Here is a 19,485-nt window from a genome sequence, read left to right as displayed (position 1 = left end):
CACCCACCCTCCCTCCCAAGCACCGCGCATACCAGGCGAGATGGCGAAGGGTGACCGGTTTGCCACGAACGGTTGCGACGCTCTAGCGTTCCCGCATAAAGAAGCAACCCCCGCAGGTGTTACCAGCACCGAACGGGGGTCTGACCACAAGATCGAGGCAACGATCCCATGGCTATCGAGCACTCTAATGCGCCCCTGCCCACCCCCGCACACCCCACGGCCAACCCGGGGTACGGAAAGCGGAACGCGCCCGAACAACGCCCGCCCCGTGCGAACGACTTCGCACACCTGCCCAGGCGCGAAGCATCCGTGGCGGCATACCTCGACCGGCTCCCCGAGGGCGCGGACATCTCCGTGAAGACCCTGGCCAAGGTCCTGCCCGACCACGGCCAATGCGCCCTCCGCACCGTCCTGCGCCGCCTGTCGGAGGCCGGACACCTGCGCCGCGTCAACGAGCACGTCACCGGCGAAAACGGCAGCCCGCACTGGGTGACCCGCACCTACTTCACCCGCACCCCGAGGGACGACGCCTGGTGGGCGGCGTTCCGCGCCGGACAAGTCCCCCAGGACCGCCCCCACTCCGAGCCGCCACCGACCCCGTCCACCCCGCACGCACCCCCTCAGCGCCCCCGTCAGCCGTCACCCGCACCGCCATCACCACCCTCCCGACAGGCGCCACCCGCACCGCCGCTGCCACCCACCCGGCAGCCGCCACCCGAACCACCCCCGCCGCCCTCTCGCCAGCCGTTACCCGCGCCCCCATCTCCGCCCTCGCACCAACCGGCCCCGTCACCCGCAGCGGCCCCCGCACCCGCACCCGCACCCGCACCCGCACCACAACGACCGCCCCGCAGCCGCGCGTACAACGCCCTGGCCGCACTCGGCCGCACCGATCCGCGCCTGACCCTCTCGGCCGCCGACTGCACGGCCCTCGAACCCCTGGCCACCGAGTGGCTGACCCGCGACCCGGACGAGTCCCGGCTCGTCAGCGCGTTGACAGCGGGACTGCCGCTACAGGTCCACAGCCCCGGCGCGTTCCTCCGCCGCCGCCTCACCGACAAGCTCCCACCCGAACGCCCCGAGCCCCTCGACCCCGAGCCCGACAACACGCCGGGAAGCGCACCGCCCCCGCGCCGCGCCCCACTCCGCATCCTGGAATGCACGGTCTGCCGCGCCCCAGGCCACCCGGACGCCCTCCCCGGCGGCCTCTGCGCCACCTGCCGCGGCGAAGACCGCCCACACCACCCGGCCGGCCTGACCCCCGACGAAGTCCACACCCACGTCCAACGCCTCCGCACAGCCGCCCGCACCCCGGAGAGGACTCGACAGTGACCGCGCCCTCCGCCCCGGACACCAGCGCACCTCGTCCTGCCCGGAAGGGAACGCCATGACATCGGAGAACATCGGAACCCACCGCGCACAGCTATCCGTCGAGGACTTCGAACAGCTCGCCCGGTCGGCCCCTGAGCCGACTGCCCTCGAATTCCTGGGCGGCAGAGCGGTGACCAAACCCGGTCGCGACGGCACCCACGGATGCATCCTCATGTGGTTGCTCAAGCAGTGCCTGCAACAACGCCCCGACCTCGCCCTCTACCCGGAGCAAGGCCTCAAGACGGAGCAGCACCGCACGGGCCGCGCCCGCCCGACCGGCTCGCTGGCCCCGGAAGGCTACTTCGCGGGACAGGGAGAGTGGTCCGAACCCGAGGGGGTGCTCATGGCCGTTGATGTGACACCACACGCCCCCGAAACCGACCCCCGCTACCGGGCGGAAAAGCGCGACGGATACGCCGCAGCCGACATCCCCGTCCACCTCCTGATCGACCGCAGCGCCTGCCCGGTCGCCGTCCACAGCGAGCCGGAAGGCGGAAAGTACCGCGGCCGGATGTCCTATCCGTACGGCGCCACCGTGGAAATCCCCGCACCGGTCGGGGTCACCCTGGCGACCGAAAAACTCAAGGACTATATCTGAGCCAACCAAGGCGCAGGGCAGAATAATTCAGCGGAAGACAAGTGCAGCCGCCTTTCTGCACGAAGCAAGGCGCCACCTTCCGGCGCCGAACAGAGGGAGCACTGATGCGCATCACCGCCAGGGCCGCGGGAGCCGTTGAGGACGAGGAGGATGAGGTCCTGGAAGCAGGATTCTCGGAAGGCGCGGACGGCTCCGGTGTCGCCCTCCTGTTTCAGCGCGACCTGTTCGCAGACACCCCATGGGACGGCGACCCAGAAACCACTGACCTCTTCTCGAACAGCTACTGCGTGACACTCGGAACGGGCCAGACCTGCTACGGAGGAATCGAAGAGATCACTTTCGAAGGAAATTCCGCGACGTTTACATTTTCGCCACGCACGGCAGAAACTCTGGGCCTCGGGGCACGACTGGCCGTCCATTTCGATATAGCGGCAGATGACCTGGAGGACTTCAAAGCAACGCTTCCTCGCATCATCACTTGGGGCACACCTACCCAGGTGCCGCAGTTGACAGGAATCTGAGGTAAAGCCGGTGCACTGCTCACGGCGGGTCGGTCACGCCACCGCGACCGGCATCCGTCTGCTGGAACCAGTGGACCGAGTAGGCCGCGAGCCGCACCGTGAGAGGGTGTCACAGATGACGAAGCGAACCACGGCCCTGGTTGTCGGTGTCACCCTCGGGCTCATGTGCACCGCATGCACCAGCGGAGAGGAAGGGCAGAAGAGGGTTCCTCCCTCCCCCGAACCGGCGGCATTGAAGCGGTTGCCGGACATCAGCATCAGCGGCGACCCGCTGGCCGGGCGAGAATCCGGGGAGTCACCCGGAACTCAAAGGGTCCTCGGCGAGGTACACAAGGGCAAAGCACGCATCATCGCCTACACCGAGGGCGACAGGTGCGGCGTCCTGGTGGTGAATTCCGGGCACACGAAGAACGCTTCGATCAACTTGATCACCGGGTGGCCGGACCACAAGTCCGAGGGCAGTTCCAACCTCCCAGCCGGCCCCTACAGCACCTCATCAGGGGCCGACTCGGAGGGCACTGGGCGGGCATCACTGTCATGCGGAAAGAACGCCATGGTGGTCCAGTACTCCTCAGACGTACCGGCTTCGGTTTCGCGGCAGCGCGGCTCGGTCACCACGGCCACCTCGCCCGGGAAGAAGAAAATCTCGGTGGTTGTGGCGCCCGGAGGGATCCGGAAGAGCATGATGGCCGATCTGCCGAAGAGCTTTTAGCCGGAGAGTTTGCAGCCGATGCGGTTTGCCCATGAGTATCGGCCCACGGCATCCGGACGAACCGCGTTCAGGAGGTCAGGAGTGCGGTGTAAGCGGCCTCCGCGGTCCGGGCCGGCGCAGTTCCCTGGGGGGCGTGGGCCAGGAAAGCCGACACATCGCCGGACTGTCGTATCCGTCCCTCACGGAGGACGGATACGTTGTCGGCGTCTTCGGCGAGATCAGCGACGTCATGGGTCGACATCAGAACCTGCACATCCTCGGTGAGCCCGCTGAGCGTGTCACGGAACACCCGCCGCTGGTGGGGGTCCATCCCCGCCGTCGGTTCATCGAGAAGCAGAACCCGGGCATCGTGGACGAGCGCCGCGGCCACGCCCACACGGCGCAACTGGCCGCCGGAGAGGCGTGTCGTCTTCGTGTTCTCCTTGTCAGCCAGCTCAACCCTGCTCAAACAGTCACGAGCTCGCTCCCAGGCGTCGCGCCGATTCATGCCCTTGAGCCAGCCCACGTAGGCAACGTACTCGCGGACACTGAGCGAGGGGACGGCCGTGATCGTTTGCGGCATCCAAGCGACCTCACGTCGATACGCCTTGGTCGGTGCGGCGAGGCTGCCCAAGGTGATGCTGCCCGAGCGGGAGCGAGCAACACCGGCGGCAAGCTTCAACAGCGTTGATTTCCCGGCGCCATTGGGTCCCAGCAGGATGGTCAACCCAGCGGGAAGCTCGTAATCGACATCTTCCAGAACCAGCGGACGCCATGGGCCGTAGGAGTAGTTGCAGGAACTAAAGCGCAAGGTCATCAGGTTTTCCTCGTCGGAAAGTACGTGGCCACGATTCCCATCGAGAACACCACAACGGCGATCACAGCAGCGTGCGTGGCGTCGAGCGGTTCGCGGACCACGGTCCAGGGGTAGGGGTCGCCCCCGGGCCGGACACCGATCAGTACGGCCAACATCAGCCATCCCACGGGAGCCATGACCGCAGGCGGTCCCGCGAAAGGGCGGACGCAGAGCATGAGACCGACCAGGAAGGTCGTGTTCCGCCCCGCTGCGACGATGTCCGACTGCCCCAGTACCGCACCGGCGGCACAGGTGATGAGTACGGCAACCGCCGTCACCCCGGCGGCGAGCGCCGCATCCAGCAGCGCCACCGGCCTCACGCCGGAGACTTCCGCGGCATCCAGCCGGGAGCTGAGGCTCGCCATGAGCCCTGCGGCTACCGGAACAGGAGTAAAAGTCATCAGTACCACCTGGCCGCTCCCATTGAGGAGCGACGGCAGCACGACAGATGTGTTGCGCGCGGCAATAGCGAATACCAGGAATCCTGCCAGAGCCAAGGGCAGCACCGTGTGACCACGCCGAGCCTTGAACCACCATGTCATGCCGGTCACGCGCCCCTTTCGCAGCCCTCGACCAAGCTGTTGCGGAACCACTTCGCCTGCTCCGGAACGGACATGGCAGCGACACGGGCGACTTCCGCCTCAACTCCCTGCTGTGGCTTTGTCGTTTTACGATACGCCGCCCCCTCATCGGTCACCCGGGCAACCCACGCCTGCACCACAGCCCCGGTAAAGGGGTCAGGACGTCTACAAGGGAACCGGACGGCCGAAAGGGCGAACTGGTACCGGGAGTTTCCTTTGTCCGCGATGACGGTCAACGGGACATGCCACGTCCGCGCGGTGGATCGCACGGAGAATCGGCCATCATTCAGAGTGTCGCTGATCAGGGCCGGCCTGCGGGTGACACCAGCAGCACGGAAGTCATCCAGCACAGAGGTCATTTGATCGCGCACCTCGGGCAGGCGACTGGCTGTCACACGCGGCATGCACACCCGGGGGCTCCGGCCGGCACACTCGACCGGCGCAGCGCCGGTCAGCAACGGCGGGTTGAAGGTCCACGTGTGGACCATCGCCCACGAACCTCCGACAGCCCCCAGCGCAGCCAAGCACGCGAGCGTCACGCGGATGGATGATCGACTCAGCGGTAGCCACAAGAGCCACATACTCGCCGCGATGCCCCCGGTGAGCAGAATGTGCGGCATCAGCGAGTGGACGGTGGCTCGCTCGCCGAACATCAGGGTGGTCGGGTACTGCCCGAACAAATGCCGAACCCAATTCGGCTCAACCGTCCACGAGAAGGCAACCACGATCCAGACAAGGACCACCATCAGGGGGGCAGCAATAAGGTGCGGAAGCCGAAGCCCGATGCCGAACCCAATACTGGCATGTGCGATACAGAGCAGCATCGCCATACCGAGAGGAAGCAGACTGCCCGGATCGGGGAGAACGCGCCTTTCACACAGCAGCAGCACGACCGGGGACAAGAGCATCAGCCATGCCAGCAGGATCGCGGGCACCAGCGTGAGCGCAGCAATATGGAATCGCGACCGACCGGCCCCCACGCTCCACAAACCATTCTGCCTGAGCTTTCCCCCTTCCCAGACCCCCAGGCCCGATACAACGGCGTACGCAAAGGAATACATCGTCCCGAGCGCCTCGGAAACGAGGGTGGGCGCATAATCGACACCCCCGGGGGATGACCCGTTCTTTCCGTAATAGAAAACAACGAGCACGAGCGAGAAAGGCAGAACCCGCAGGGCGCTACTGACTCGAAGTCGCGTGAAGAAGTTCACCAAGCATTCTTTCAAGGTACGAGCAGCGGAGCGAACACCAACGGTCCCCCTGCACCCGAGAATCCAATCGCTTCCAACAGAGCGATTCAACCCCTGAGGCTGCGGGCCTCCATCACACCGAACTCACGGACAATGCAGGCTGTCCAGCGGAGTGCGGTCGATTCAACCGCACTCCGCCGACTCTCTTCGCCGGTCAGTCCGACGCGGTGGTGTCTACCGTGTAGCTCTTGACATCCACGTTGTCCCACTGCGTGGAGTTGACATCCACGATTCGAACGTAGAAGCCGTTCCCTCGTGGCAAGTTGTTCCACTCACCCATGCTCTTGGCCGAGTCCGACCTGAAGCAGTCAGTGAACTTCTTCGAGTCGTACCCCGGGTCGGGCCGGAAGTCCTTGTCTTCGAAGTACCGGACCGTGACGCTGACCGGCCTTCCTGCGATCGACGTCGAATCGCAACCCTTGAACCAGAGTTGCGAGTACTGCTCATCCGACCATCGAGTGGACTCCCACCCCTCACGGCCGTTCCTGATCTTCTTGTCGTGCGGGGGATCGACCGCAACCGCAATGGCAGCCGAGGCCAGCACGAACAAGGAGGCAAAGCCACCGACTAACGCAGCACGCCCATTGACCCGAATGTCCATATTATGCATTCCCTCCCCTTAGCCCCGTTTTCATGCTTCATATAAGCATTGAAGGGGCTTTTTATGCACGTCGGGTACATCTAACTCAATCCTTCTGTACCTGTCAAATATTCGACCGGGTCGCACAGTCGGCATCGACACCCTCTCTATGCAACGTTCAATAAGGCGACAGACCTCAATACCGAAGGCGGCCGCACTTGAGGGCCCCGCTGCTCTGTCCTCGGCAAAGACATCGGCCGCCTCCGGCCGCCTCCGCCCGGGTTCGCGCCGATGCCCCGGCGGCGTGCCGAGTGGCGTCCCGGGCCGTGCGTAGGGAGGGTGGCCGAGGGGGCTGCTTGCCCACCGGCCGCCCCGGGGCGACCGGTCTCTACCAGGAGGCACCGATGTCCGAAGTCACCGCCCCGTACCAGCCCGGCACCCCGTGCTGGATCGATCTCGTGGTCCCCGACCAGCAGGCCGCGCTGGACTTCTACAGCGAGTTGTTCGGCTGGGCCGGTGAGGTCGGCCCGGCCGAGACCGGCGGGTACGCCGTCTGCACCCTGCGCGGGAATCCGGTCGCCGGGATCATGTCCGCGCAGGCCATGGGCGACCAGCCCGCGCCGCCCCCGGTGTGGACCACCTACATCGCCTCGGCCGACGCCGACGCCACCGAGCGGGCCATCGGCTCCGGCGGCGGCAATGTCATGGTCCCCACCATGGACGTGATGGACCTGGGCCGCATGCTGGTCGCGGCCGACCCGACGGGAGCCGTCTTCGGCGTCTGGGAGCCGAAGGAGTTCTTCGGCGCGGCCGTCGTCAACGAGCCGGGCTCACTGATCTGGAACGAGCTCAACACCAGCGACGTCCAGGCGTCCACCGCCTTCCTCTCCAGCGCCCTCGGCATCGAGACCACACAGATGGAAGGCGCGGAGAGCTACTACGCGATCTCCGCCCAAGGGCGTACCGTCGGCGGGCTCCAGCCGCTGAGCGAGCAGATGCCGTCCGGCACCCCCTCGCACTGGCTCGCCTACTTCTCGGTGGAGGACGTGGACGGGACGGTGTCCAAGCTCTCCGCCGCCGGAGGCACGGTCCTCAAGGCGCCGTTCGACATGGTGGCCGGCCGGATGGCCGTCGTCGCCGACCCGCAGTCGGCGGCCTTCGCGGTCATCGCCCCGAAGCCCATGTGAGCCGTCGAAGCCCGGACGCTCCCGGAGAACGCACGTCCCGACCGATCTCCGGGAACTGCCCGAGAAAACGCCCGAGGGCGGCACCCGTGATGGGTGCCGCCCTCGGTCCGTACAGCTGTGAACAGCCGATCCGTCGAGACGGATCAGAAGTCCATGTCACCGCCCGGCATGCCGCCCGGAGCGGCCGCGGCGGCCTTCTCCGGCTTGTCGGCGATGACGGCCTCGGTGGTGAGGAAGAGCGCCGCGATGGAGGCGGCGTTCTGCAGCGCGGAGCGCGTGACCTTGGCCGGGTCGATGATGCCCTCGGCGACCAGGTCGACGTACTCGCCGGTCGCGGCGTTGAGGCCGTGACCCGGGGTCAGGTTGCGCACCTTCTCCACGACGACGCCGCCCTCGAGACCGGCGTTGACCGCGATCTGCTTCAGCGGGGCCTCGAGCGCGAGCTTGACGGCCTGCGCACCGGTGGCCTCGTCGCCCTCGAGCTCGAGCTTCTCGAACACGGAGACGGTCTGCAGCAGGGCCACGCCGCCACCGGCGACGATGCCCTCCTCGACGGCGGCCTTGGCGTTGCGCACCGCGTCCTCGATGCGGTGCTTGCGCTCCTTGAGCTCGACCTCGGTCGCGGCACCGGCCTTGATGACGGCCACGCCGCCGGCCAGCTTCGCCAGGCGCTCCTGGAGCTTCTCGCGGTCGTAGTCCGAGTCCGAGTTCTCGATCTCGGCACGGATCTGGTTCACGCGGCCCTGGACCTGCTCGCTGTCACCGGCACCGTCGACGATGGTGGTCTCGTCCTTGGTGATGACGACCTTGCGGGCGCGGCCCAGCAGGTCGAGACCGGCGTTCTCCAGCTTGAGGCCGACCTCCTCGGAGATGACGGTGCCACCGGTGAGGATGGCGATGTCGCCGAGCATGGCCTTGCGGCGGTCACCGAAGCCCGGGGCCTTGACGGCGACGGACTTGAAGGTGCCACGGATCTTGTTGACGACCAGGGTGGACAGCGCCTCGCCCTCGACGTCCTCCGCGATGATCAGCAGCGGCTTGCCGGACTGCATGACCTTCTCCAGCAGCGGAAGGAGGTCCTTCACCGCGGAGATCTTGGAGTTGACGATCAGGATGTACGGGTCGTCGAGCGACGCCTCCATACGCTCCATGTCGGTGGCGAAGTAGGCGGAGATGTAGCCCTTGTCGAAGCGCATGCCCTCGGTGAGCTCGAGCTCGAGCCCGAAGGTCTGCGACTCCTCGACGGTGATGACGCCTTCCTTGCCGACCTTGTCCATCGCCTCGGCGATGAGCTCGCCGATCTGGGTGTCGGCGGCGGAGATGGAGGCGGTCGAAGCGATCTGCTCCTTGGTCTCCACGTCCTTGGCCTGCTCGAGCAGCTGGGCGGAGACGGCCTCGACGGCCTTCTCGATGCCGCGCTTGAGGGCCATCGGGTTGGCGCCCGCGGCAACGTTGCGGAGGCCCTCGCGGACCAGCGCCTGGGCGAGGACGGTCGCGGTCGTCGTGCCGTCACCGGCGACGTCGTCCGTCTTCTTCGCGACCTCCTTGACCAGCTCGGCGCCGATCTTCTCGTACGCGTCCTCGAGCTCGATCTCCTTGGCGATGGAAACACCATCGTTGGTGATCGTGGGGGCGCCCCACTTCTTCTCGAGGACGACGTTCCGGCCCTTGGGGCCGAGGGTCACCTTGACGGCGTCGGCGAGCTGGTTCATCCCGCGCTCGAGGCCGCGCCGCGCTTCCTCGTCGAACGCGATGATCTTGGCCATGTGAAGTGGTCCTCCCGGACGTCGGGGGTCCCTGGCACAGGGTGCAAGGGGCGGATTGCTCCGGACCGCGCTGGCGCCCGCGACGGACGACCTGCACACCTGGTGGTTTCCTTGTCCCACCCGGCCTGCGGGCCTCACCGACCCGGTCCTTCTGTCACTCTCAACGTCAGAGTGCTAACGCCAATGATTAGCACTCGACCCCCTCGAGTGCAAGCGCCCCCGAAGGGGATCCTTGAGGGGTGGTGGTCGGGTGACGGGTGGGCGCAAGCGCCCGCAGGGCTTCGATGAGGGGTGGCGGTCGGGCGACGGGTGGGAGCAAGCGCCCCAGAGGGCTCAATAGGGCATGGCGGTCTGGCGGACGCCAAACAGAAGCGGGCCCGCTCCCCGGGGGGAAGCGGGCCCTGCGCTGCAGTCAGTCGGCGCGTATCAGCCGGCTACACGGACCATGTCCGCCTGCGGCCCCTTCTGGCCCTGCGAGATCTCGAACTCGACCCGCTGGCCCTCCTCGAGGGTGCGGTAGCCGTCCATCTGAATCGCGCTGTAGTGCACGAAGACGTCCGCACCACCGTCGACCGCGATGAAGCCGTAGCCCTTCTCCGCGTTGAACCACTTGACGGTGCCCTGAGCCATCCCTAACTCCCCTATTACTGGCCCTTGCACAGGACCGCACTCCGCGGACCCGGGTCAGACCTCACCTCCCGACAGGTAGGAGGTGTGCGCCGTAACGCGTCGACCGCGGCTGAATGTATCCGCACAGATGCCCTCTGCAACAGGTCAAACGGACGAGAATTCTGAGCGGGGCCGCAGGGAGCTATCCCCTGAATCACCGTGAAGTCAGGACAAGTTGGGTCAGACAAACGGGCATCAACGCGACAAATCGCGCGCACACTTCGGGCACATCTTGTCGCGTTCTCATATGCGTTCGGCAGAGCTGCCGGTGGGGGATCGCTCAACTGTACCGCGATCAACCACACAGAATGGCCCCCTCCGTTTCTCTTACGGAAGGGGCCATTCCTATTTACGCAAGGTTCCTGCGTTTATGGTTCAGCAGCCGCCGGCGACCGCCGGAATGATCGATACACCCGCGCCGTCCGGCGTGGCCGTCTCCAGGCCCTCGCTGAAACGCACGTCGTCGTCATTCACATAGACATTCACGAATCGACGCAGCTTGCCGGTGTCGTCGAGCACCCGGGCACCGATGCCCTGGTGGTTCTTCTCCAGGTCCGCGAGCACCTCGCCGAGAGTCGCGCCCTCGGCGGGCACCTCGGCCCGGCCACCGGTGTACGTACGCAGGATCGTGGGGATTCGAACGTTGACGCTCATGCGAGGCCTGCCTCTCGGAACGAGTCAAGGGTGGGGCGGATGGTCGCGGACGGGCCCGTCGTCGGAGCCACGGCGTCCAGGGTCTTGAGGCCGTCACCGGTGTTCAGCACCACGGTCTCCTCGGCCGGGTCGATCCGCCCGGCCTCGATCAGCTTCCGCAGCACGCCCACCGTCACACCGCCCGCGGTCTCCGCGAAGATGCCCTCGGTGCGCGCCAGCAGCTTGATCGCGTCGACGACCTGCTCGTCGTTCACGTCCTCCACGGCGCCGCCGGTGCGGCGGCAGATGTCGAGCACGTACGGGCCGTCGGCCGGGTTGCCGATGGCGAGCGACTTGGCGATCGTGTCCGGCTTCACCGGGCGGACCACGTCGTGGCCGTCCTTGAAGGCCCGGGAGACCGGGGAGCAGCCCTCGGCCTGGGCGCCGAAGATCTTGTACGGCTTGTCCTCCACCAGACCGATGGCGATGAGCTCCTTCAGCGCCTTGTCGATCTTGGTGAGCTGGGAGCCGGAGGCGATCGGGATCACGATGTTGTCCGGGATCCGCCAGCCGAGCTGCTCGCAGATCTCGTACGCCAGCGTCTTCGAGCCCTCGCCGTAGTACGGGCGCAGGTTGACGTTGACGAAGCCCCAGCCCTCGCCGATCGGGTCGCCGATCAGCTCGCTGCAGAAGCGGTTGACGTCGTCGTACGTGCCCTCGATGCCGACCAGGTCGCCGCCGTAGACCGCGGCCATGACGACCTTGCCCGCCTCCAGGTCGTGCGGGATGAACACGCACGACCGGAAACCGGAGCGGGCCGCCGCGGCGCCGACGGCGCCGGCCAGGTTGCCGGTGGAGGAGCAGGACAGCGTGGTGAAGCCGAAGGTGCGGGCCGCCTCCACCGCGATGGCGACCACCCGGTCCTTGAAGGAGTGCGTCGGGTTGCCCGAGTCGTCCTTCACGTGCAGGCCGCCGGTGACGCCCAGCTCACGGGCGAGGTTGTCGGCCCGGACCAGCTTGGTGAAGCCCGGGTTCAGATTCGGCTTGTCGGCGACGTCGGCGGGGACCGGCAGCAGCGGCGCGTAGCGCCAGATGTTGTCCGGACCGGCCTCGATGCGCTTCCGCAGGCCCTCGGGGTCGCCGCTCGGCAGGTCGTACGCGACCTCGAGCGGCCCGAAACACACCTCGCACGCGAAGATCGGGCCGAGGGCGAAACGCTCACCGCACTCGCGGCAGGACAGCGCGGTGGCGGGGCCGAGAGCGACGGGGGTGGAACCGGAGGTGGCGTCCTGGGAATCCGCGGACGAAGTGGCGGTAGCAGCTTGCACAGCCATGGAGGCGAGGCCCTTTCTCCTCATCTTCCTCGCGACGTACTTCGCCACGAGACGGAATTGGCACCTTCCCGAGCCGGGAGCCTCGCGTCTTGAGACGAGACCGGCCGGAGGGTTGCCGGGGCTTCAACGGGCCGTTCCCTCTGCCCCTCTGGATGAGCGGTATGGCGCCGGGCGGGGCCCGGTGCGTTTGTCCGCGGCAGGCCACCCCGACATGAAGTGGACTCCCGCGTTGTTCAAGACTGTAACCGACGGCCCCCACAGTTGAGATAGTCGTCCGAACCGCGAGACGGATCACAGCGGGCCACCGCCCCGGTCACCCGCGGGCCGCCCCGCGACCACACCAGGGAGACGAAAACACGTGCTGGAAGAGGTGGAGCGCTGGCTGGAGCACCGCTCCTGGTCGGCCGCCGACCGGCCGCTGAGCCGGCTCCTCGCCGCGAAGCAGGCGGCAGGCCCGTCCGGAACGGTCAGCGTGGTGCTCCCCGCCCTCGACGAGGAGGCCACGATCGGGCCGATCGTCGAGACCGTCCGGCGCGAGCTGATGAGCCCGGAGGTCCCGCTCGTCGACGAGCTGATCGTGATCGACTCCGGCTCCGCCGACCGCACCGCCGCGGTCGCCGCCGCCGCCGGAGCCCGCGTCGTCCACCGCGACACGGTGCTGCCCCGGCTGCCCGCCCTGCCCGGCAAGGGCGAGGTGCTGTGGCGCTCGCTGCTGGTCACCCGCGGCGAGATCGTCTGCTTCGTCGACGCCGACCTGCGCGACTTCTCCGCCCGCTTCGTCTCCGGCATCGTCGGGCCGCTGCTCACCGACCCGGGCCTGCACCTGGTCAAGGCCATGTACGACCGGCCGCTCGGCGACACCGGCGACCGCGGCGGCCGGGTCACCGAACTCGTCGCCCGCCCCCTGCTCAACCTGCACTGGCCGCGGCTCGCCGGCTTCGTGCAGCCCCTCGGCGGGGAGTACGCGGCCCGCCGCTCCCTGCTGGAGCGGCTGCCCTTCCCCGTCGGCTACGGGATCGAGCTGGGCATGCTGGTGGACGCGCTGGACCTCGCCGGGCTCGACGCGCTGGCCCAGGTCGACGTCGGCGTGCGGCGCCACCGCCACCAGGACGGGCAGGCGCTCGGCCGGATGGCCGCCACGATCTACCGGACGGCCCAGGCCCGGCTGGCCCGCGGCCACCTCGTACGGCCCGTGCTCACCCAGTTCGACCGGGGTGCGGAGGGCGGGTTCACGCCGTCCGTGCACGAGGTGGCGGCCGAGGAACGCCCGCCGGTGATCACCGTTCCGGAGTACCGGGAGGTGCGCGCCCGGGAGGCCGCGGGGCGGGGGCGGGTGGCCTGACCGGCGCGGGGGCGGGTGGCCTGACCGGCGCGGCTCCCCGGGTCCGCGCCCCCGCGGGCCCCGGGCGCTCCGCGGGTGCGCCGGAGCACCCCGGACGGGCGCGGCCGGCGAGCGCTCCGTACCGGCGCCGCGACGCTCCGTACCGGCCTCCGGTGGCCCCTCCGGGTGACAAACCGCCCCTGTCCGCACGTTTGAGCGGATCTTTCGCGGGCTAGGCTCGCGACATGGTCGCAGAGCAGGCTGCCGAGGTACTCGTCGCGTCCAACCGCGGCCCCGTCGCGTACACCCTCGCCGAGGACGGCTCCCTGACCGCCAAGCGCGGCGGCGGCGGGCTGGTCTCGGGGCTGAGCGCGATCGGATCCGAAACCGACGCCCTCTGGGTCTGCGCCGCCCTCGGCGACGGCGACCGCGAGGCCGTGCACCGCGCCGCGGGCGAGCTCGACCCGGCCGACTCCGGCGGCCGGCGGGTACGGATGCTCGACATCGACCCGGAGACCTTCACCGCGGCGTACAACGGCATCGCGAACTCGGTGCTCTGGTTCGTCCACCACATGCTCTACCAGACCCCGCTGGAACCGGCCTTCGACGCCGAGTTCCGCGCCCAGTGGGCCGCCTACGAGCGCTACAACGAGGCCTTCGCGGAGGCGCTGGCTTCGACGGCCGCCGAGGGCGCCGCCGTCCTCGTGCAGGACTACCACCTGTGCCTGGTCCCCGGCATGCTCCGGGAACGCCGCCCCGACCTGCGGATCGGCCACTTCTCCCACACGCCCTGGGCGCCCGTGGACTACTTCCGGCTGCTCCCCGACGACATCGCCGCCCAGCTGCTGCGCGGCATCCTCGGCGCCGACCGGGCCGCGTTCCTGACCCGCCGCTGGGCCCGCGCGTTCTCGGTGAGCTGCGCCGAGGTCCTGACCGACAGCACCGTCGAGCCCGGCGGCCCGTCCGACGTCTCGGCGGTCGTGCACGGCGGCCGGACCACCCGGCTCGGGGTGCACGGGCTCGGCGCCGACGCGGACTTCCTGCTGGAGCGCTCGCACCGCCCCGACGTGGAGGAACGGCTCGCCGGCCTGCGCGAACAGATCGGCCGCAGCGACGGCGAGGCCCGCAAGGTGATCGTCCGGGTCGACCGCACCGAGCTGTCCAAGAACATCGTCCGCGGGCTGCACGCGTACCGCCTGCTCCTCGACGACCACCCCGAGTGGCGCGGCCGCGTCGTGCACCTCGCCTTCGCCTACCCCTCCCGGCAGGACCTCGCCGTCTACCGCGACTACACCGCCGAGGTGCGGCGGGTCGCCGACGGGATCAACGCCGACTTCGGCACGAAGGGCTGGCAGCCGGTCGTCCTCCACGTGAAGGACGACTTCGCCCGCTCCCTGGCCGCGTACCGGCTGGCCGACGTCGCCCTGGTCAACCCGATCCGCGACGGCATGAACCTGGTGGCCAAGGAGGTGCCGGTCGTCTCCGACGAGGGCTGTGCGCTGGTGCTGTCGCGGGAGGCGGGAGCGTACGAGGAGCTGGGCGAGGCGGCGACGGTGGTGAACCCGTACGACGTGACGGGGACGGCGCGGGCGCTGCACCGGGCGCTGTCGATGCCGCGGGGGGAGCGAGCGGAGCGGACGAAGCGGCTGGCTGCCGCGGCTACGGCGTTGCCGCCGGAGCGGTGGTTTCTGGATCAGTTGGCGGCGTTGCGGGAGGGGTGAGAGCGGCTGGCCGGGGTCCTGCGGGGCAGGGTTCTGCGGGGTTCGGGTTCCCTGCCGGGCTGGGGTGCGAGCACGGGTGCTGCGTGGGCGGGCGGGTGCGGGGTGCCTTGCCAGGCCGGGGTGCGAGCGCCGAAGCCGTGTGGGCGGGCGGGTGCCGGGGCCTCCGGGGTGGGGGGTTCCGGAACGTATATTTACGGCCCTGGGGGCCACAAATACACGGAAGCTTCCGGAACCCCCCACCCCTGCGGCCCCGCCACCCTCACGTCTCGTCCGCGGCTGATCCCCTTCGGGGCCTGGGCACGTCGGCAATCGCTGTCCAGAGAGTGGGCAGGTGGCCCCTGCACCGTCACGTCTCGTCCGCGGCTGACCGGTATCCGTGCTTGGGCGAGGAGCGTCCAGACGGTGGGCGGGTCCGTCAGCTTCACGTTCGTCGACGGTCGGTGCTTGTCGGCGGATGATCGAGCCTGCCGAGGCCGGAGGTGATCTACCTGTTCCGGATGGTGTTGGCCAGGGTGGTGATCAAGGTGACTACGCCCGCTGGGCCGTCGACTACGAGGTCCGCGCGTTGGGACAGTTCGTCGGCGCCCTCGCCCGAGGTGGCGGCGCTGCAGACCAGGATGCCGGGGAGGCCCTCGGAGCGGAGTTTTTCCACGGCGCCGAAGGCGGCGAGGTCGCCCAGGTCGTCGCCGGCGTAGAGGACCGCGCCGGCGCCGGACTGCCTCAGGTACTCCTCCAGGGCCACGCCCTTGTCCATGCCCGGCGGGCGGAGTTCCAGGACCAGTCGGCCCGGTTCGATGACCAGGCCGTGCCGCTCGGCCAGGGCCTGTAGGGGTTCGCGCAGGGATTCGAAGGCCCCCTGCGGGTCCGCGGCGCGGCGGGTGTGGACGGCGATGGCGCGGCCCTTGTCCTCCACGAAGGTGCCGGGCCAGCCGCCGTTGCGGTCGAGTACGCCCGGGAGTTCCGCCTGGACGGCGGCGACTCCGGGGTGCGGGGCGGGGGCGTGGACCTGGCTGGTCACCGCGTCCCAGCGTTCGGCCCCGTAGTGGCCGAGCACCACCAGGTGCTCCAGGCCCGGCACGCCCGCGAAGCCGCCGTGCCGTACGGCGACCCCGGCCGGGCGGCCGGTGATCACCACGGCCGACTGGAGCAGCGGTGCCAGGCGGGAGAGGGCGGGGACGGCGTCCGGGTGGGCGCGGGCCCGGTCCGGGTCGGGCACGATCGGCGCCAGCGTGCCGTCGAAATCGAGTGCCACCACAGCCCGTTCGGGCCGCTCCAGCAGCGCGGCGAGGCCGTCGCGTCCGGCGGGGGTGGCAGGGGTCGGCAGGGAATCCGGGATGCTGCCCATGGGCCCGACCCTACCGGGGCCGGGCCCTGCGCGGGTCAGCGATTGCGGCGACGGGACTCGCGGACCCGGCGCAGCCGGTTGACCGTCACCGGGTCGTGCGCGAGGGCCCGCGGATCGTCCAGCAGGGCGTTCAGGAGTTGGTAGTAGCGGGTCGGGGACATCCCCAGCTGCTCCCGCACCGCCCGCTCCTTGGCGCCCGGGCCCGGCCAGGTCCTGCGTTCCATGGCCAGGACGGCGCGGTCCCGGTCGGACAGGCTCTGCTCCTCCATGGGCCCAATCTAACCGGCGCTACTCGGAGGCGTTCTCCGTCGTGTCGGCGTCGCGCTGGAGCGCGCCGAGCACGCTGGACGGGTTGCCGTTCGGCTCGACGACCGTGCCGATGGAGCCCTTGAGCCGCTTGACGACCGGTCCCCAGGACCGCTTGCTCACCGGGTAGAACTCGGCGGTGGGGAGCTGGTCGAGGAACTCCCACAGGTCCTTGTTCTTCCGGTCGGCGCGCATGGCCTCGGACGCCGAGGTGGTGACCGGCAGCAGGTCGTAGCGGTCCGCGAACTTCAGGACGTTGTCCTGGCTGTAGGCGAAGTCGAGGAACTTGCCGACCGGCTCGCGGTGGCCCTTCTGCTTGAACGCCATCATCCAGTCGGCCACGCCGGTGGTCGCCTCGGACTCGCCGTTCTTGCCGGGCAGCGGCGCCATGCCGTACTTCACGTTCTTGGCCTGGGCCTGCTGCATCAGCGTCGGGTGGCCGTTGAGCATGCCGACCTCGCCGCGGGTGAAGCCGTTGAAGACCTCCTGGCGGTTGGTCCGGCCGGGGTCGGCGTTGGTCAGGGCCTTGCCGACCATCTCGTCCCGCAGCCACTCGAAGGTGCTGATGTTCTCGGGCGAACCGATCGTGTAGTTCCCGATGTTGTCGGTGTAGCCACCGCCGCCGCTCAGCATCCAGTTGAGCGTCTCGGCCTGCGGCTCCTCCTTGCCCAGCGGCAGCCCGTACGGGGACTTGACCCCGGCCCGCTTCAGCGCCTGGGCGTCCTGCTGGAGCTGGCTCCAGGTCTTCGGCGGCGCGGTGATGCCTGCCTTGGCGAACAGCTTCTTGTTGTAGAAGAGCACCCGCGTGCTGGAGACGAACGGCAGCCCGTACTGGACCCGGTGGAGCTCGCCCGCCTTCGAGAGACCGGGCAGGAAGTCGGCCTGGGTGGGGATGGAGAGCAGCTGGTCCGCGCTGTACAGCTTGCCCTGGGCCGCGTAGTCCGCGTACGCGCCGATCTGGGCGATGTCCGGGGCGTCGCCCCGCTTGACCATCTCGGCGACCTTGCGGTCCACGTCGTTCCAGCTGTAGACCTCGACGTCGACCTCGACCTCGTCGTGCTTCGCCTCGAACTCGCGGGCCAGCTCGTTCCAGTACTTCTTGGAGCTGTTGGCCGCCGAGTCGCCGTAGTCGGCCGCGACGAGCTTGATCGTCACATCGTCGCCGACCGAGCCGTCGCTTCCGCAGCCCGAAAGCGTGAGGGCCATGGCCATCGTGGTGCCTGTCGCTATGAGGCCCAAATACCGCCGCTGCACTGCGGATACCACCCTTTGTTCCTGAATCTTTCGTACCGCGGGGCTCCCCCGGCCCTGCGCGGGGCGCGGATCTCCGTCGGCGCGCCCCCCACAAGGTCTACACCACCGGATGTTCCGCTTCCGCAGCGCCCTTCCCTCTCCCAGCTCAGGACTGCTATCCACGAGGCGGACCCGAGTTCACTCCGCTTCGAAGGAGCACCGACCATGCCCGCAGCAGAGGAGTCCCGTACCGCGGCCGAGACGGCCACCCAGCCCGCCTGCTGGCGCCGAGCGGTGGAGGCCGCGGAGACGGCGGAAGGCCTGCCACGCCCCGGGGAACGGGTCGCGGTGACCGGCTGCGGCACGTCGTGGTTCATGGCGCAGGCCTACGCGGCGCTGCGCGAACAGGCGGGCCAGGGCGAGACCGACGCCTTCGCCTCCTCCGAATTCCCGGCGGACCGCCGCTACGACCGGGTCGTGGCGATCACCCGCTCGGGCACCACGACCGAGGTCCTGACCCTGCTGTCGGCCCTCCGCGGCCGCACCCCGACCACCGCCCTCACGGCCGACCCGAGGACTCCGGTCATGGACGCGGCCGACGCCGTCACCGTCCTGGACTGGGCGGACGAGGAGTCGGTCGTCCAGACCCGCTTCGCCACCACGGCGCTGGCCCTCCTCCGGGCCGGCCTGGAAGGTCACGGCCTGCCCCCCGGCGTGAAGCCCGTCACCGAGGCCGCCGCGGACGCGGAGCTCGCCCTCACCCAGCCGCTGCCGGCCGCGGTGCTCGGCGCGGAGCAGTGGACCTTCCTGGGCCGCGGCTGGACGTACGGCCTGGCCCAGGAGGCCGCCCTCAAGATGCGCGAGGCGGCCCGGGCCTGGACCGAGGCGTACCCGGCGATGGAGTACCGGCACGGCCCCATCTCCATCACCGGCCCCAACCGAGTCGCCTGGATCTTCGGCGAACTCCCCGAGGGCCTCTCCGGCGAGGTGGACCGCATCGGCGGCACCCTGATCGCCGACTCGGACGGCGACCTCGACCCGATGGCGGACCTGATCCGCGCCCAGCGCCTGGCGGTCGCGGTAGCGGAATCCAAGGGCCACAACCCGGACCACCCCCGCAACCTCACCCGCAGCGTGATCCTCACCGACTGACCGAACCGCTACGCCGCATGGACGCCACCGCACACTGAACGAAAGTGGCAAACCGGCGCGGTCGACGCGAAGGCAGTGCCACCGGACCGACCTGCACGTCAGGGCCACCAGGCCAGGCCTGGACGACGTCGCGCCACGACGGGCCGGTGGTCCGGACGCAAAGGCACGGGGCCGCAGGGCGCGATGAACGCAAGGGGGCCGCAGGGCGAGATGAACGCGGCGGTGCGCCCACGACGAGCCGAGTGGTCCGGACGCAAGGGGGTGGGGGCGCAGGGCGCCTTCACCCCCGTACGACGCCTCGTGCGAGGCACCGTACGGGCCGGGCGAGTGGGGCGGGGTCATGAATCGATTCCTCCGGGCTGGACAACAG

General features: G+C 69.1%; 19 protein-coding genes and 1 riboswitch. Of the genes, 8 read left to right on the top strand and 11 right to left on the bottom strand.

All coding sequences use genetic code 11. The annotated features are described in order from the left end of the window. Positions 1-168: 168 nt before the first annotated feature. The 4 genes from ABT112_RS30140 to ABT112_RS30125 all read left to right on the top strand — a co-directional run bounded on the left by ABT112_RS30140 (position 169) and on the right by ABT112_RS30125 (position 3,202). Positions 169-1,332, top strand: a complete 1,164-nt coding sequence (locus ABT112_RS30140) for a MarR family transcriptional regulator (RefSeq protein WP_351514950.1) — start codon at positions 169-171, stop codon at positions 1,330-1,332. 55 nt (positions 1,333-1,387) lie between these two features. Next, a complete protein-coding gene (locus ABT112_RS30135; RefSeq protein ID WP_351514949.1) occupies positions 1,388-1,969 on the top strand; it encodes a Uma2 family endonuclease in 582 nt (193 codons plus the stop codon). Positions 1,970-2,073: 104 nt separating this feature from the next. Beyond that, entirely contained in the window at positions 2,074-2,490 is a 417-nt protein-coding gene (locus tag ABT112_RS30130; protein WP_351514948.1) for an Imm10 family immunity protein, read from the top strand. Positions 2,491-2,605: 115 nt separating this feature from the next. Next, the gene (locus ABT112_RS30125) at positions 2,606-3,202 is read left to right on the top strand and encodes a hypothetical protein (protein WP_351514946.1); all 597 of its coding nucleotides are present in this window, start codon (positions 2,606-2,608) and stop codon (positions 3,200-3,202) included. Positions 3,203-3,269: 67 nt separating this feature from the next. On the opposite strand, the gene ABT112_RS30120 is transcribed toward ABT112_RS30125, so the two are convergent. The 4 genes from ABT112_RS30120 to ABT112_RS30105 all read right to left on the bottom strand — a co-directional run bounded on the left by ABT112_RS30120 (position 3,270) and on the right by ABT112_RS30105 (position 6,469). After that, on the bottom strand, positions 3,270-3,998 hold the full coding sequence (locus tag ABT112_RS30120) for an ABC transporter ATP-binding protein (RefSeq protein WP_351514944.1): 729 nt from the start codon (positions 3,996-3,998) through the stop codon (positions 3,270-3,272). Then, positions 3,998-4,579: a hypothetical protein gene (locus ABT112_RS30115; protein ID WP_351514967.1), complete on the bottom strand. Its 582-nt coding sequence runs from the start codon at positions 4,577-4,579 to the stop codon at positions 3,998-4,000. Before ABT112_RS30115 ends, ABT112_RS30120 begins: the two co-directional genes overlap by 1 nt. Positions 4,580-4,584: 5 nt before the next feature. Beyond that, a complete protein-coding gene (locus ABT112_RS30110; RefSeq protein ID WP_351514943.1) occupies positions 4,585-5,829 on the bottom strand; it encodes a DUF7224 domain-containing protein in 1,245 nt (414 codons plus the stop codon). Positions 5,830-6,022: 193 nt separating this feature from the next. After that, entirely contained in the window at positions 6,023-6,469 is a 447-nt protein-coding gene (locus tag ABT112_RS30105; protein WP_351514941.1) for a hypothetical protein, read from the bottom strand. A 383-nt stretch (positions 6,470-6,852) separates the two neighbouring features. Between ABT112_RS30105 and ABT112_RS30100 the strand changes: the two genes are divergently transcribed. After that, positions 6,853-7,635, top strand: a complete 783-nt coding sequence (locus ABT112_RS30100; RefSeq protein ID WP_351514939.1) for a VOC family protein — start codon at positions 6,853-6,855, stop codon at positions 7,633-7,635. Positions 7,636-7,778: 143 nt separating this feature from the next. On the opposite strand, the gene groL is transcribed toward ABT112_RS30100, so the two are convergent. The 4 genes from groL to thrC all read right to left on the bottom strand — a co-directional run bounded on the left by groL (position 7,779) and on the right by thrC (position 12,037). Further along, on the bottom strand, positions 7,779-9,401 hold the full coding sequence (gene groL, locus ABT112_RS30095) for a chaperonin GroEL (RefSeq protein WP_351514937.1): 1,623 nt from the start codon (positions 9,399-9,401) through the stop codon (positions 7,779-7,781). A 426-nt stretch (positions 9,402-9,827) separates the two neighbouring features. After that, the gene (locus ABT112_RS30090) at positions 9,828-10,031 is read right to left on the bottom strand and encodes a cold-shock protein (protein ID WP_003986833.1); all 204 of its coding nucleotides are present in this window, start codon (positions 10,029-10,031) and stop codon (positions 9,828-9,830) included. 414 nt (positions 10,032-10,445) lie between these two features. Continuing rightward, entirely contained in the window at positions 10,446-10,724 is a 279-nt protein-coding gene (locus ABT112_RS30085; protein WP_351514935.1) for a MoaD/ThiS family protein, read from the bottom strand. Continuing rightward, the gene (gene thrC / locus ABT112_RS30080) at positions 10,721-12,037 is read right to left on the bottom strand and encodes a threonine synthase (protein ID WP_502975487.1); all 1,317 of its coding nucleotides are present in this window, start codon (positions 12,035-12,037) and stop codon (positions 10,721-10,723) included. The genes ABT112_RS30085 and thrC overlap by 4 nt, the downstream gene beginning before the upstream one ends. A gap of 17 nt (positions 12,038-12,054) precedes the next feature. After that, a riboswitch (SAM riboswitch) is annotated at positions 12,055-12,196 on the bottom strand. 199 nt (positions 12,197-12,395) lie between these two features. Here thrC and ABT112_RS30075 point away from each other — a divergent pair. Both ABT112_RS30075 and ABT112_RS30070 read left to right on the top strand, forming a co-directional pair. Further along, complete coding sequence (locus ABT112_RS30075; protein ID WP_351514933.1) at positions 12,396-13,379, top strand: glucosyl-3-phosphoglycerate synthase; 984 nt, start codon at positions 12,396-12,398, stop codon at positions 13,377-13,379. A 224-nt stretch (positions 13,380-13,603) separates the two neighbouring features. After that, complete coding sequence (locus tag ABT112_RS30070; protein ID WP_351514932.1) at positions 13,604-15,079, top strand: alpha,alpha-trehalose-phosphate synthase (UDP-forming); 1,476 nt, start codon at positions 13,604-13,606, stop codon at positions 15,077-15,079. A 484-nt stretch (positions 15,080-15,563) separates the two neighbouring features. Here ABT112_RS30070 and otsB read toward each other — a convergent pair whose 3' ends face one another. The 3 genes from otsB to ABT112_RS30055 are packed head-to-tail and all read right to left on the bottom strand — an operon-like array spanning position 15,564 to position 17,936. After that, positions 15,564-16,424: a trehalose-phosphatase gene (gene otsB / locus ABT112_RS30065; RefSeq protein WP_351514930.1), complete on the bottom strand. Its 861-nt coding sequence runs from the start codon at positions 16,422-16,424 to the stop codon at positions 15,564-15,566. Positions 16,425-16,459: 35 nt separating this feature from the next. After that, complete coding sequence (locus tag ABT112_RS30060) at positions 16,460-16,693, bottom strand: DUF3263 domain-containing protein (RefSeq protein ID WP_351514928.1); 234 nt, start codon at positions 16,691-16,693, stop codon at positions 16,460-16,462. A gap of 19 nt (positions 16,694-16,712) precedes the next feature. Beyond that, positions 16,713-17,936 (bottom strand): ABC transporter substrate-binding protein, encoded by a 1,224-nt coding sequence (locus tag ABT112_RS30055; protein WP_351514926.1) that lies wholly within the window; start codon positions 17,934-17,936, stop codon positions 16,713-16,715. A gap of 252 nt (positions 17,937-18,188) precedes the next feature. Here ABT112_RS30055 and ABT112_RS30050 point away from each other — a divergent pair, with 252 nt between their 5' ends. Beyond that, complete coding sequence (locus ABT112_RS30050) at positions 18,189-19,115, top strand: SIS domain-containing protein (RefSeq protein WP_351514924.1); 927 nt, start codon at positions 18,189-18,191, stop codon at positions 19,113-19,115. Positions 19,116-19,485 lie beyond the last annotated feature (370 nt).

Source organism: Streptomyces sp. NPDC002055, from assembly GCF_040296705.1.
Lineage (GTDB): Bacteria > Actinomycetota > Actinomycetes > Streptomycetales > Streptomycetaceae > Streptomyces.
Note: the sequence above shows the minus strand (reverse complement) of the source record. Positions and strands in the feature narration are given on the sequence as shown.

Coding starts and splice junctions, on each gene's coding strand:
- ABT112_RS30085 (WP_351514935.1), bottom strand. CDS start 10,724: ATGAGCGTCAACGTTCGAATCCCCACGATCCTGCGTACGTACACCGGT.
- otsB (WP_351514930.1), bottom strand. CDS start 16,424: ATGGGCAGCATCCCGGATTCCCTGCCGACCCCTGCCACCCCCGCCGGA.
- ABT112_RS30135 (WP_351514949.1), top strand. CDS start 1,388: ATGACATCGGAGAACATCGGAACCCACCGCGCACAGCTATCCGTCGAG.
- ABT112_RS30120 (WP_351514944.1), bottom strand. CDS start 3,998: ATGACCTTGCGCTTTAGTTCCTGCAACTACTCCTACGGCCCATGGCGT.
- ABT112_RS30140 (WP_351514950.1), top strand. CDS start 169: ATGGCTATCGAGCACTCTAATGCGCCCCTGCCCACCCCCGCACACCCC.
- ABT112_RS30070 (WP_351514932.1), top strand. CDS start 13,604: ATGGTCGCAGAGCAGGCTGCCGAGGTACTCGTCGCGTCCAACCGCGGC.
- ABT112_RS30050 (WP_351514924.1), top strand. CDS start 18,189: ATGCCCGCAGCAGAGGAGTCCCGTACCGCGGCCGAGACGGCCACCCAG.
- thrC (WP_502975487.1), bottom strand. CDS start 12,037: ATGGCTGTGCAAGCTGCTACCGCCACTTCGTCCGCGGATTCCCAGGAC.
- ABT112_RS30060 (WP_351514928.1), bottom strand. CDS start 16,693: ATGGAGGAGCAGAGCCTGTCCGACCGGGACCGCGCCGTCCTGGCCATG.
- ABT112_RS30130 (WP_351514948.1), top strand. CDS start 2,074: ATGCGCATCACCGCCAGGGCCGCGGGAGCCGTTGAGGACGAGGAGGAT.
- ABT112_RS30090 (WP_003986833.1), bottom strand. CDS start 10,031: ATGGCTCAGGGCACCGTCAAGTGGTTCAACGCGGAGAAGGGCTACGGC.
- ABT112_RS30105 (WP_351514941.1), bottom strand. CDS start 6,469: ATGGACATTCGGGTCAATGGGCGTGCTGCGTTAGTCGGTGGCTTTGCC.
- ABT112_RS30055 (WP_351514926.1), bottom strand. CDS start 17,936: ATGGCCCTCACGCTTTCGGGCTGCGGAAGCGACGGCTCGGTCGGCGAC.
- ABT112_RS30125 (WP_351514946.1), top strand. CDS start 2,606: ATGACGAAGCGAACCACGGCCCTGGTTGTCGGTGTCACCCTCGGGCTC.
- ABT112_RS30100 (WP_351514939.1), top strand. CDS start 6,853: ATGTCCGAAGTCACCGCCCCGTACCAGCCCGGCACCCCGTGCTGGATC.
- groL (WP_351514937.1), bottom strand. CDS start 9,401: ATGGCCAAGATCATCGCGTTCGACGAGGAAGCGCGGCGCGGCCTCGAG.
- ABT112_RS30115 (WP_351514967.1), bottom strand. CDS start 4,579: ATGACATGGTGGTTCAAGGCTCGGCGTGGTCACACGGTGCTGCCCTTG.